The 14,025-nt window shown below is 35.4% G+C and carries 9 protein-coding genes; 1 reads left to right on the top strand and 8 read right to left on the bottom strand.

Annotated elements, in window-relative coordinates; translation table 11 throughout:
* Positions 1-415: 415 nt before the first annotated feature.
* From ACRRSQ_RS05105 to ACRRSQ_RS05075, 7 genes are all read right to left on the bottom strand, one after another.
* Complete coding sequence (locus tag ACRRSQ_RS05105) at positions 416-967, bottom strand: suppressor of fused domain protein (protein ID WP_440874626.1); 552 nt, start codon at positions 965-967, stop codon at positions 416-418.
* Between the two features lie 8 nt (positions 968-975).
* Positions 976-7,953 carry an RHS repeat-associated core domain-containing protein gene (locus ACRRSQ_RS05100; protein ID WP_440874625.1) on the bottom strand — a complete coding sequence of 2,326 codons (6,978 nt, stop codon included), beginning with the start codon at positions 7,951-7,953 and terminating at the stop codon, positions 976-978.
* A 642-nt stretch (positions 7,954-8,595) separates the two neighbouring features.
* Positions 8,596-8,973, bottom strand: a complete 378-nt coding sequence (locus ACRRSQ_RS05095) for a hypothetical protein (protein ID WP_440874624.1) — start codon at positions 8,971-8,973, stop codon at positions 8,596-8,598.
* A gap of 47 nt (positions 8,974-9,020) precedes the next feature.
* On the bottom strand, positions 9,021-9,260 hold the full coding sequence (locus ACRRSQ_RS05090) for a hypothetical protein (RefSeq protein WP_440874623.1): 240 nt from the start codon (positions 9,258-9,260) through the stop codon (positions 9,021-9,023).
* A gap of 196 nt (positions 9,261-9,456) precedes the next feature.
* Positions 9,457-10,581 carry a hypothetical protein gene (locus ACRRSQ_RS05085; protein WP_440874622.1) on the bottom strand — a complete coding sequence of 375 codons (1,125 nt, stop codon included), beginning with the start codon at positions 10,579-10,581 and terminating at the stop codon, positions 9,457-9,459.
* 340 nt (positions 10,582-10,921) lie between these two features.
* Positions 10,922-11,782 (bottom strand): replication protein RepA, encoded by an 861-nt coding sequence (locus ACRRSQ_RS05080; protein WP_440874621.1) that lies wholly within the window; start codon positions 11,780-11,782, stop codon positions 10,922-10,924.
* Between the two features lie 2 nt (positions 11,783-11,784).
* Positions 11,785-11,982 (bottom strand): helix-turn-helix transcriptional regulator, encoded by a 198-nt coding sequence (locus ACRRSQ_RS05075; RefSeq protein WP_440874620.1) that lies wholly within the window; start codon positions 11,980-11,982, stop codon positions 11,785-11,787.
* A gap of 645 nt (positions 11,983-12,627) precedes the next feature.
* On the opposite strand from ACRRSQ_RS05075, the gene ACRRSQ_RS05070 reads away from it, so the two are divergent.
* Positions 12,628-12,894 (top strand): helix-turn-helix domain-containing protein, encoded by a 267-nt coding sequence (locus ACRRSQ_RS05070; RefSeq protein ID WP_440874619.1) that lies wholly within the window; start codon positions 12,628-12,630, stop codon positions 12,892-12,894.
* Positions 12,895-12,911: 17 nt separating this feature from the next.
* Here ACRRSQ_RS05070 and ACRRSQ_RS05065 read toward each other — a convergent pair whose 3' ends face one another.
* Positions 12,912-13,775, bottom strand: a complete 864-nt coding sequence (locus ACRRSQ_RS05065) for a phage integrase N-terminal domain-containing protein (protein ID WP_440874618.1) — start codon at positions 13,773-13,775, stop codon at positions 12,912-12,914.
* Positions 13,776-14,025 lie beyond the last annotated feature (250 nt).

The following is a 14,025-nucleotide window of genomic DNA, read 5'->3' as shown; positions in this document are numbered from 1 at the left end:
TATCAAAGGAAAAAGGCATTTAGGCTGAGAAGAATTTAGCTCAAATCTAAGCTGACAGTCACCAATAGAAAAACGGGTAACTGTCAGATCAAGTCTGAGCTAATACAACTTATCTCTATTTTGTTTTCTCGAAAGTATTTGCAGGTTGGTACTTGTTCTAGTGACGCCCTTATCCAACGAGATAATATGATCAATCTGAGCTTCACTTGAAGGCGGCGTAACACCTCTCGTTGACTTCTTAGAATCAACCAGAACCGTGCCATCCATATCCGATCTCAAAACACCATCATTATGCTCTCTATTAAGGCGTTTCATTTCACGCACTTGACGAGGAGTAAGTTTCGTATTCGTTAAGTTTTTAGGATCAGCAATACAGCTGTAGTCACACGGCCCCTTCCATCCACTCTTTGTAACATTAAATTACTGCCCCACGCTCCATAGAACACAAGTCAGGGTCTTTTTCTTCTAGTAAGTTCTCAAAATTTCCCCAACCATTTTTATCAATATAGTCAGCTTCACTCTGGTAAATAGGTACTACCATAACCATAACTGTTGATGGCGATGACTCGTCATAAGAACAGAAATCATCTTCGAAAAAGATTGGAATCGAGCAATAAACAGCCTCAAAACCAATCCTTTGGGCCAATTCGGACGACAAGGGTATTACTTCACCTCGGAGCACGCCCTTTCCCCTTCGAACTATGGATTCACAGAGTGACATAAGAAAAGAAACTATCATGCTTGAAATAGAAATAGTGTAGGCAGAAAAAACTAATTCCTGCCTTACTTTCCTAGCATTACTCATTTCCAAAACTTGATCGCTCATTCCCAATGAGAGAAAAGTTGAGACCGTTTCTCCTGGACAATCCTTAAAAGATATAATCTGTATGTCAAATTCAGAATCATTATCTTTCCAGCCCTGCGTTATGATTCCTAGGTAATTTTCTATGTGTTGAATTAATGACATGAGTATTCCTATTGATTATCGGACCTATTACAACTAGGGCATCGTAAACGTGTGTCCTTATTATATTCATCAAGAACTTCCTTACGATTCATTGCATCTAAGTCACGATCTTTCCATTTTGGATGATGATCATTATCCCAACCATCAGGCCCGTTCCGCTTTTCACCCTTGTGAGGATTGCCCTTTATATCCTTCCCGCAAGTCGGGCACTGCTTTGTATCTGGTTTCGTCCCATCCGCTGCGTTGTCCCAAGAATCTTTTAAAGTTTTCTTCCTGAAACCGCCTGGCCTCTTTGTAACACCTTCAGGCTTTTTCTCATCCAGCTTAGTTAAACTATTATCTGCATTATTTTTAACCTGATTATTTAAGCCATTAACTTTTTTATTATTAAACTCAGTCCCTAGGAATAAGTCAATAGTAGCAGCGCCTTTATCAAGGATACCGGCATCAGGGTCAGCTAGGGTCATAGCATCATCTAGCATATCCATACCTTCTTCCTTGAGGGTTTCGCCTATACTGTCTTTATCAAGTTTACCATTTTTATCAGCTTTCTTTTTCAGTTTATAAGCTATTTTAGTTGCTGTAACCGCGGCCTTAACAACTTCTCCTGAAGGATCTGTATAACGTAACGGGTTATTCCATACGTAAGAATATCGATTAAATGATTGACTGTTACTAGGTTCTTGAATCCATGGATCTGGAGAAACAAAACGGCCGACGATTGGGTCATAAACCCGGCCATTCATATGAATTAAACCAACCCCATCTAAATGTTCGTGGTCAGTAAAGCCACGTGTCGTGGCATACGTATTTTGCGCTAATAAAGAGCCGGTTAATTCATTGTAGATAGTACCATTCCAATGAATATTTTGACGTCGCCCCCATGGCTCATTCGCTTGGTATTTAATATGACTACTGTTAGATAATTGCTGTGTTGTTTTCGCAACAATGGAACCAATATGATCGCGATGTAAATAAACTAATTCTTCATTACTTGAACTCTTAGTTCGAATAGCAAAATCATCTAAATAATGTCTAACTTCTGACGTACCATTAGGTTTATTTACAATTTCAGTTAATTTATCAATATAAGTTGTAGTAGTTTTCTGACCATTCTCATTCTCTATTCGTTTAGCACGTTTAAAGTCTGAACCGTAAACTATACTGGTTGAATAGCTTCCTTTAGCCATGTGGTAAGGTTTACCATAGCTGGTATAGCGAATGGTTCTACCACCACCACTCGTCATCTGACCGGCGGTATTGTAATAATAACGACTGCCATTAGCGTAAGTAACGGCATTAGGCCCTGCATTGGTGCCATATTGGTAATCTGAAATATTCTCTTTTTTAGTAATATTTCCTAGAATATCGTAGGCGTAGTCAGTATTGGTATAATTTCCATTAGCCACATCAGAGCAACTTGATGGAGTATTGTCTGTTAAGCGATTTAACTCGTCATAACAAAAAACTTGAGTAACATTATGAATACCATCTTGGCGTTTACGTAAATTTCCTTCAGTATCAAAGTCATAATCGTGACTCTGGATATTAATACCGTAACGGTTGGCATGAATGGTATCAATTAAGCCGTTTTGATAATCAAATACTTTGGTAATAGAATCGCCGTTACCATATGAATAGTTTGTAATATTACCAAATGCATCATCACTATAAGCCTGCCATAACAGGTTGTCATCACCATCATAAACTTTATGTTTATAGCCATAGTTATTAAATGCATAAAGCACTGAATAACCATCATGGAAGTGATATCCACTGAAACGATTATGATTGTTATAAAGGTACTTTAATTCATAATTTTCACCTGAAATTGTTGTGCTCTGTTCATCAGGTAAGCCTAATGCGTTATATGTGTAATCTTTTTTAAAGCTTGTGCCGTTACTGTCATAACCTGTCAGTAACCCTAATGAGCCAATACCGTTGGTTTTATTATCGTAAATCCATGCATGAGTGCGTGAAGCACTACCTGAATTATTCGCGTCATCAACTCGTTTAATTTGACGGTCTAATTTATCATAACTATAACGAGTTACCTGATTAATGCCATTGGTTTGTGTAGTTAGTAGTCCTAACGCATTATATTGATATGTTATTTGACCGACATTAGGGTCAATTAAACGTGTTTTTCGACTAAGTTTGTCGTAATCAATGGTGTAAGTATGTGTTTGACTGCCTAATGTTCCTTTTATTTCTACATTAGACATATTACCTAACGCATCATATCCATATGAGGCTTTTGTACCTAAAGTATCAGTAACAATTTTGTCTTTACCTAATGCATTTTTTTCATAATAGGTTCTATTTCCTAAGCTATTTTCTTTAACAATTAAGCTATTAGAAAAATTAGAATATGAACCAAAATTGCCATAATAAGAAGTTTCTGTTGCACCAGTAGGGTAGTGAACTGAAGTTGGACGATTAAGTAAATCGTAAAAGAAATTTGTTTCTGCAAGGTTTGAGCTAGAATCAAAAAAGTTAGATTCAGTAACTAAATTACCTAACGCATTGTATTGATAATATTTATTATTAAAATGGCCCTGTAGCCCTTTATTTCTTTTGCCAACCTCTCGGTCTAGGGCATCAAAATAAACTCTGTTAGCTGATAAGCCTGTCTGTTTTTCTTGTTTATACCAAGTCGCTTCTAAATTATAACTAAAACAATTGTTGCACTTAATATAATCATAAAGAGTAGTTGTATTATTAGGGTGTTTAATTTCCTCAATACGGCCATAATTGTCTAAAGAACTTAGTGTAATTTGATTATTTACATCACGAAAATATACTTGCTCATTATAACGTTCATCATAACGAACTTCTGACGTTTGATTTAATGGATTAGTAACAATGAGTTTACGTAAACCATTTTGGTTATGTTGCTCATTATACTTAGTAACTCTATTAGTAAAGGTAAGACCGTCGTTAGTAAAATCTCTTACTGTTTCTTTATGTTCAAGTAGTGAACCATAAGCATTATATGTATAGTAATTTTGCTTCCAAAATTCATTACTACTGTTAGGCTCTACCGTTTCATATTCAACACGTCCTTTATTATTAAAAATAAAACGACTTTCTCTTGTTACTTGATCTAAATTTTGAGGTTGATAGTCATAATTCCAATGAATGGTTTTAGGACCTTGCACCAAGCCTAAATACCATTCACTGTAGGTATCTACATTGAGAATATTCTGATTTTTAGTATGCTTTCCTGTAATACTAAAGCTATCACAATGTTGTTCAACTATTTCTCTAGGGTTTCCATAACTATCAAAATAAGAATCTAAGTTCAAAGTCGTTGAATGTGACGAATTTAAAGTAAAAGAATTACATACAGTTTTGGGAACAGTCTCATTGTCTTCATGCAGCAAATAAGTCACTTTTGTCGCTGTTAAATTTCCTGTATTTAATTCAAATGTTTGCTTTTGCTCTCTTAGTAAAAACTGATAATAGTGTGGGCTATCTCGATAGTAGTTGTAACTATCGGCGTAATCAGGGTTTGAAAGCGAAGGGTCTATATCATCGTAAAATGCGCTGACTTTCCAATCGTATAAGTCTCTTGAAATAAGTCGATTTGATATTTCATAATCAACCTCGTTATCTTCAGAATCAGTTGCAAAAATCTCTTTGCTATAAAGCTTATTTGAAAGTAAATAATTGTCTGTAGCCTTTTGGTGATATTTAGAAACTATTTTTAAATTTTTACCGCTTAGTTCTGAATTGTCTCCTTTACGTTGTACTTCAGTTACTTCTTCAAAACCCAATAAACCATAACCAAATTTATGTCGAGTTAAATTCTTGTAACTATATGACCTATCCTGAGTAAGTTCCCCGTTGAAAAATTCTGTTATGTTAGCAATAACTTTCAGATTTTGAGCTTCGATATAAGGTACTGTTGCTTTTTGGGTTCTATTTAAACCGCCATAGAGAGAACTAAACTGAAATAAACTATTATTACTTACTGACTGAATTGTTGAATTATCACTACTTACATCGTTTGTTTCCGTATATATATCGTTATTACCAATAAGATTTTTATAATCAATATGGACTGTTGTAGCTCCAAAATTAGAGATTATTTCAGTGATTTGCACGGTATCCAATATTGAGTGGTAGTTATTCCACTCATTTAATTGTTCTTTTTCAGTTATATCATAAGGGTTTTTATCGGGTAAACTTGTAAGCCTATAACCATCAATAAAAATTAATTGTCCACTTGCCGTAATTTCTAATGTAGAAAATAGGTCGAGACCTTCACTGTTATAATTGTAGGGCATGGATGTCGCCAAAATTGGCTCACTGAAATAAAGTCGGCTATCACTCGATAGGGAATTTGAAGAAAATAAGATATAATGATTATTGATATCATCAGGTCCTGAATTATTGCCGTCTATACGATGTGTATTCAGAATAACATCAGTTTTTCCATCTAAATTGACATCTGCAACACTCCAAAACTGCTGGCTTTCTCTGGGGTAACCAAAACCACAAGAAACTTGTTCTAATGTAATATCGGTTGTCCATAAAGAGGGGGCTTCGAATGATGAACCAGTTGATAAAGTAACATAAATACCATCTTCACGAAGATACGCGACATCAGTTAATCCATCACCATTAAAATCTCCATATTTTACAAGGTTATTTTCATATCTATAGTTTCTGTTCCCTGACCTAGAAACACTTGTTGCAAAATTGAAGCCTGAAGAAATTTGACCACTAACCCCGCCTATATTTAATGATTCAATGGGGGCTCCTTCCGTTACAACTACTTGTGTAGGGCAGTCATAAAATTTTTGCCCAAACATATTTATAGTTGCTCCTTGAAGACTAGGGAAAGAGCCCCAGCTACTAGCCCAGTTAGCGTTTGGGACAAAAGCACTACCGTTGTTAATACCTACTTGCACCCCTCCACCAGGGAAAAAACTGATAATATCTTTTCGTCCATCTCCATTTAAATCAACTAGATTTGGAATGTTAACATTGCGCGTTATCGCAAAATCAGCAGATGTTAATGCGGGATAAGATGTTAATTCTCCCCATGTGGTAAATGAGTTAAAACCATTTCCGTTATTAATGGCAACTTCTATTTTATTATAACCGCCTGCAAATAAATCAACGGGAAAATAAGGGCGACTTTTAGCCGCAGTGGTTTTTAAAATATCAATTAAACCATCACCATTGATATCTTCTAATTCAATAAAGTTGGAATAACGTCCATTGTAATTTACTCCATCATAATTGATTTCCTTATAGGTAGATAGCTCCTCAAATGATAATGAATAGTCTAACGAATGGGTAAATGTAGTACCATTGCTCAAGTAAAACTGATATCCATGGTCTTTGTATAAAGAGGTTATTACATAATCATCAAGACCATCACCATTTATGTCGATTACCTGGCCCATACTACTTCCAGAAGTGCCTTCTATATTCGAAATGTGGTTGTGACCATAACTTTTACGGATGTTATACGCTATTAATATAGGTGCCGAATTTGAGCTCATTTGTGCATAATGCCTACACCAAAAGTTTGTACACTCCCACCAAACTATCTCTTGTTTATTATCACCATCAAAATCACCACGTAGACTCTTGCCTTTTAATGGTCTATAACCAGCCTCCGGTAATAAAATCCCATTGCCATAGTGATGGTTTGCAATATCATCTTCTAAGTTATAATAATTTGTTTGGTCGATAAGTGTTTTATTAGGTGTCATTGTATTGAGTTTAAATACAACAGGAGCAGAACAATCAAAATCAGTTTGATGACACTGAGTAATGCTTCGGATTCTACTTATTGACAGGGGATCATTATAAACAGCGCCATCATACTCATAGTCATTGACATAGTAATCAATTAAATAGTTTCTAACTTGGGAGTCATTAGTTTGAACAATTATAGAACTTAATCTTTGTTCAATAATTTCTTTATTACCAGCTATAAAGGTTTCCGAAATGTCTTTTCTGTTTTCGTAGAAAAAATTTATAGAGTGGTTAGATCCTCCAGCATTATTTTTGGTGTACTCAATCTTATTAAGATTTATTGAGCTATTACTATAATAATATGAATATATAATTGAGTTACTATATTGATCTTTCGTTGATGTAATAAACCATTTATATGCAAATCCACTACTATCTTTTAATTTAGAGTCTTGATTATCACCAAAAGTCTGTTCTTGGCCATTAGGTAAAAAAGCTACCCAATCATCGCTTGAAGGGTTACGCCTAAATTTAATATATTGTTCGTTTTCTAAACGAAATTCATTATTACTAACCTCGATTAATCGTTCATTATTAAAACAGTATTTATAATCATCATTATGATTAACACCACTTCTGTAGCCATCACGAATAAGACTCGCTGGGCAACGTGAAATATATGAATAACCCGTTAAACTCCAACCATGACCAGTAATTCCATTTTGCTGTGAAGAATCATACCTAAGAGAAAGGTCTGGTTCTATATTTTCAATCCCGCGTGGTATTTTTATCGGCAAGTTATAAATAAGACTTCCTTTATTAGAAGCATAGTATTTACCTTGAGTACCATCTTTATAGACACTTCCATTTATGGCATCGTTAACTGGGTTTGTAGCGGTCTTCGGAACAGGGACTTGAGGCGGTGGTGGCGCAGAAACAGTAAAGCTACAAGTAACTGTGCTACCACAGCCGCTACTATCACAGGCATTTAAGTATGATTTATAACTACCACTTCTCAAATTTGTTAGTCGAGCAGATGATGTCGAATAAACAGAATTTTGTCCCTGATCAGTTGTTTCCCATTCGCCATCAAAGGATTGTTTCGTTCTTATTCTATAATATGATGCTCCCGAAACGGCAGACCATGTATGTAATGAACTACTACTTGTATAAGTATCTGGACAGCTAAAATTGCTAGGAATGCCTGATGGTGCCGCTGCCAATTTTAAAGAAATAAAAAAAAGAATTGTAATTAGTATTTTGGCCATTATAACCTATCTCATCTCACAAAAAAAAGTTAGTAAGGATGAGTTAGGTATCCATAAACATCATCCATGATGTATAGAATAAATTACTTAATTAATATGTCAGTTTTATTAAGTTGATATGATAATTGACGATTTTTATAGAAGACTAATGTTAAGAGAATAAAGTGAACATGAATAAATTTCTAATAATTACGTTATCAATGGCACTAGTGACTTTACTTTACGCGACTAATTCTTTGAGTCGACCAGGATGATTTAGACACTTTTATTTCCTATCACAATTCAATAAAAGGCGCATTTAAATTCTTGTTAATGGCTTTTACATAAAATTGAAGGGGTAATGCTATTTTTGGGTGCCAAGAATCAGAGATGCCTAACCCCTTTGCTCGACATATTTGATATCAGCCGAATTTATTGAGGCTTTCACGATTAAAGTGAAATAGTAAAGCAAAAAATATTACTAACGCCAGAATCATGGCGCAACCAGTTAACAAAGGTCCCATGTTTACATTCTCCTCTCTTTAATTACTTCAAATAGATCATGTTTTAGTTTGTTGTAGTGGCAAGTTACACTAATAGCCAAAACGATTAACACCCACATCTGAAACCATTCATATGTTGTCAGAGTCGCTCATATTAATATCAATGCCTAGTAATACCGTTAAATACGTCACCTTCCCAGTTACATAACTCGATAATCCAATTACTGATTTGCTGTCTCTTATTCGGATTATAGCCGGTAAACGGGAATTTTATTATGGTGCTGCGAGCTTTAAACTTTGTAAAGGGCTCCAGTCTTACATCCCAGATAGCCCCATTTTCATTGGTTATATCGAACGCAAACGCTTTTTGGGATATTAAAGTGAGTAACATATCTTCTTCAGTATGAATATCCTTATCAAAAGAAAGGCCTAGTGGCTCACATTCTACTTCAATACCACACAATCGGTGCTTGATCTCAGCCAGCGCGGGTAAAAACGGCCATAACTCAGAGTTATTAATCAGTTTTTCTTCGTTCATAAAAGCCTCCCCCAATTTGGCATGCCAAATTGGCCTATGAAATAGCTCTAGTAATAAGTGTCGTATAACTCGCCTCGTGCCTGAGCATCCTCAGCCTCTTGACTAGTCATATGTTCACCATCAGCGATAATATTTCCCATACCATCATTAAGCTTATCTAGTTGTTCGTTTTCATTATCAACTGTTTCGCTATAACTAAAAAAAGCACTTGCTACGAAAAAAACTACAACAACTAATATACCCAAAAAGCCTTCGAATCCCATATTAACCCCCAAATAATTAGGCATGCCTAATCTTAAGCTAAGTATTCCTTAGTATTTAGGTTCTATTAAAGCTAAGAAAATCTTATTTTTCAATAGCCAATGTCTTACATCAATTGAAAACTAATGATGGTTCGCCATTTCCAGCACGGGTCATGTGCATAAAAACATAACTTGACCACATTATGGTAATTGTTAAAGCATAACTTGGCCATGCATTGCATTATTCAACACGAGAGTATGTCTTACCATTAAGGAGCCGCTTAACCTGATCAATGTTTTTAGCACCTATCCTATCGCAAATTTCTTCAGCAGCGTATTCTTTACCAAGCTTACGTATTGCCTTAACTTGCTTAACAGATAATCTATCATCGCGTCCACAAATTTGCGCGATTGCCCATTCGTTATCGCGCCATTTTTCTGCAACCCAAGGCGCAGGGAGACCTTTCCTTGGATGCTCTTTGAGCCAACCAGAGACAACTCCATTCCTATCATCTGGCATTGGAATAGCTGACTTTTGAAGTAATCCATTCTCTCGAAGATACCTCAAGCCAGATTTTCCACCTGGGATCATATTTAAGCGTCGTTCATCGCTCCAATGTCCTTCAACCAAGAATTCCTCAGCTTCATACAATTGCTCAAGATTATCGGTGATCCCCATTACTTTGTGGTGTAAATACGTAAGCTTTCCGCACTCAGCTTCTTCTCGAAACTTCTGGTGGAACAATAAAGGGCTTCCATTTTTAATTGCACGCTTATGTTCAGACCACCGCTTTTGCCAGCTACGGGTTGTAACCCCTACGTAAAAGTATCCATCATTAGGGTATGAACAACCGTTGCCAAAAATATGCTGGTATAAAACATACGATTTCTTTGGAAAATGTTTAGGTGTTAGTAGGAAGTGAGCAGGTATTGAAAAAACTAAACTTGGTTGTTTGATCTGTGCTTCATCTATTACAGTTAAACCACGCTTTGCTGCTTCTATAAACAATGGATCAGTTACCAACTCTACTTGAATTATTGGGGGAATAGTTTTCTCTTCATCTCCGAGCTCGTTCCCCGACAGATATTTAGTCTCTCTTGCAACTGTTCTGTGACCTACTTTTAACTTCTGAAGCGGCGCAATAAATCCTGGTGTATTTTTCATAAAAGTCATATGGATCACTGGAATAACCTGACCCGGATTAAGTCTAAATATTCCCTCTGAATTTTGTGCGACCTTAAACCATTCTTTTCCATATGGTTGGGATTGTATGAAACTTTTGAGAAGAAATTCGATCTCCTTACGACGCGAAATTAATGGCTTTGGTGCCAAATGTTCCCACCATAATTTGTTTAATTTCATCATACTAGGCCTTGATTGCTATAATATTTTTGAAGTAATTAATTAAAAATGTTCGACTTTTGTTATCAATATACATGTAGTATGTGAAGCCAAAACAGGACTGGTTGTTATTAATATTTAGCCATTATCCACAAGTTTTGGATGTTAATAACAGAACTATTTGTTTATTAGTTTAAAAGACTTATAAGGAATCCTCGCTAGTTCTTATAAACAAAGGGGAGTAGTTGACCAACGCCTTGGCTTATGCGTAATAAAACTAACTTTATGCGTAGTTATTACTTATCTCATGCGTAATTAAACCTTTAGTTATGCGTAGTTTCTTCTTTGCCCATGCGTGAATAGTTTAGTAAGTTTCGAGTTTCTTTGATACGTGAGGACAGGATTTATATACAATTAGACCATCTTTACCCAAAAACGCATTTAGGTTTTGGTAAGCTAGTTTTACGAGAGCTAAAGATCGTTTTAATTCATTTTTAAAATTATCAAGTCGCTTGCTTTTAGTATTATTGAATAAACTACTTAGTAGAGCCCAACTTAACAAAGTTGATTTTCTAGCCATATTTGGTGCTTTGTATGCAAGAAATAGATATAGGTCTATAGCTAAAGGGGACTTATTATTCATTAAAAATATAAGTACTCTGTTATCTATTGGAAACGATTTATTCTTAGATAGTTGACTAAAGGAGCTAGATAACTCAAAACTGATGGTTATATTAGTTTTTCCTTTCTTATTAAAGATAGTTTTATCAGCTACAACAGCTCTGTGGGTAAGTTCTAGCACATGATATTTTTCTTTTCCTTTGAAGTCATTCACATAAAAGTCTAATGCTAGTACCTTTCTTAACTGCTCTATAAAGCGATGGTGGTTTCCACTTTTTCCACCTGATAAATGATTGATGCCGCACTTATTTGCAACATTGCGTATTGAAGGTGATTCAAGGTGGTTAGATTGCTTAGCAATTGTAGTGATATAAGCTATTAACAACCTGCTATATGCTCCATAAGGGAGACCTAGAGGAGATGAAATAATAACTTCTCTTATATTATTCTTATGTCCATTCGTGAGGTCATCTGTAGATCTTAGTGGTAATATGCAAGGATCAATTAGAAAAATTGGATATAACCTGAATGCACCTGCTTCTATAGCACTTCTATTTTCAATATCTTGAATAATTTCTGTGTTAATAAATTTATTATTTTTCATTATCAATGCCTAGGCTGACTATTAAGCCATGCATCAAATTCTTTTACTGAAAATAATAGCCTCCCGTGGATGCGAATATATGGTGGAATAGGGTATTTTTTTTCATTAAGCTTATTGTGATTTATATGGTTATATAGGGTTTGTTTGCTTATATGCAGTAGTACGGCGATTTCTTCTAAGCGATAAAATATTTTTTCCATGGTTAGCACTTCCCATTAGTTACTTAGTTTTATTTGTGCTTACCTATTATTCATATAAAAAATTAATATTCTCAATAAAACCCCTGTAATCGAACAGGGGGTTTTCGAAGATTATATCAGGGATAGAAAGTATACTTGTTTTGCTCTGTACCGAGGGTGGCTGCTTATAGGCTGGCAAGTTATGCCTAATAACTAAATCTCGTTGGAAGCGAGGAGTTTTAATGGAAGCGCTTTAACCATAGTCGTGTACATCGTATACGCGCCCAACAACTTGGGTCCTTCTTAATTGGTACAGAGCAACTAACTAAATTAGGAGTTCATAGATACTCTTTTCCAAGGGGAATTTGGCATGCCAAATTTTATTTGAATATTTTATTAAATATTTTCTCATCAATATTCATTTTATCTTCATTGCCTTAGTGGTTAATTTGAGAAGATAAATCTCAGCCAACACCCCACATGTCTTCATATTCATTATCATCTACATCACTTTCTTCACCATCAAATATGATTGCAGATGCCATCCCTACTTTGAATTTTAAAGCTTTTCCAAACATATACACCTCATGCTAAGCACTCCTTAGTATCTAGTATTCGTTAAACCTAAGAATATCTTAGTTTTCAAGAGCAAATGTCTCACATCGAATGAAAATTAATGATGGTTCACCTTTCTCGAAAAGGTTAAAAGAAGCTAGAACGAGTAAAAGCTTTTCTCAAAAACAATTAGGTATACAAGCAGGTATTGACCAGTTTGTAGCTTCTGCTCGGATGAATCAGTATGAGCGAGGGGTTCATACACCAGACTTTAAAACAGTAAAAGCAATAGCTGAGGTATTGGCAGTACCTACAGCGTATTTTTTCTGTGAGGAAGATGAATTAGCAAATATAATTATTAATTGGGGGCAAAAATAATTTGGCATGCCAAATTTTTAACTCCCTAAATATGCATAAGTGATACTAAATCTTGTGTGCCCTAACTCCTTGCTAATAATCATTCTAGCTTGGTAATCAATTTCTCTGTTTTCTATTGAAAGCTCTTTACGATGTAAACCACCATCGGCAGGGCACTGCCAACCTGTGATAGCCAAGTAACGGCTTCTCGCGTACATGTGGCGTAAACCATGATTTTTATTTAAACCTGCGCGGTTTGTTTGGTATTCATATACCTTTAATTGCTGAATGTAGTTTTTATCTGAAGGTATTAAAGACTTTCCTTTGCAAAATTTGGCTATCTCAATAAGTAATTTTTGTTGTGATTCTTTAGTTATTGGAATCTTTCGCGCTTTGCCTCCTTTTGTCCATGATTTTTTTAGCCTTATTTTATCTCCACGCACTGCATAAGAGGCGTTAAATTTTATAGACTCTTCGCGGCGCATCCCAAATTCTTTTTGTAAGAGTAATGAAAAATATATATACCTATTTGTTATTTTGTGAAGCTTGCTAATATCAAGCTCTTTCGCTTTTCCTTCAGGTTTATGTTGTCGACGATTAATGCCATATGCGTCGTTCGATCTTAGTACAATGTTTTGCTTGCCAATGATTTTTGCCGTCCAACGTAAAATTGACAATCTGTTTTTTAATGTGGATGGGGAAAGGCCTTCATCTTTCCACCGCTGCACTAGGTGTTCAATATGCTTAGTTTTTAATCCTTTGGGGCTTTTTAATTTAAAGCCTGCTCCTAGTAGTTGATCTGCAACTAGGTTAAGAATTTTCATTCTTGATGCTCTAGTGTTTTGGCTTCCTTGTTTGTATGTTTTTACGAGTAAATGCAAGTTATATCCGAGTTGACTCATAGCGGCTCTCCAATTTATGAAAGTAGCAATAAAGCAAAACAAAAAGGTTTAACGACTAGATGTCTATCGGTAAGTTTAAAAGCCATTCATGTGATCGTAATCATCATGTATCAACGCAACCAAAAGGAAGAGTTACAAGGGCTAAAAACCTTAAAGCAGGGAAAGCTGAGCTGAAAATTTTCTGTTGAAAATAAAGCAGACTACGGTTGTTTTGGTTTATTACTTTGCCCTGATATTAGGGCGGGTATTT

Origin of the sequence: Thalassotalea sp. PLHSN55 (assembly GCF_052030545.1) — a bacterium.
In the GTDB taxonomy this organism is placed as follows: Bacteria; Pseudomonadota; Gammaproteobacteria; order Enterobacterales; family Alteromonadaceae; genus CANMXU01.
The sequence above is the reverse complement of the archived record's forward strand: the minus strand, read 5'-3'. Positions and strand labels throughout refer to the sequence as shown.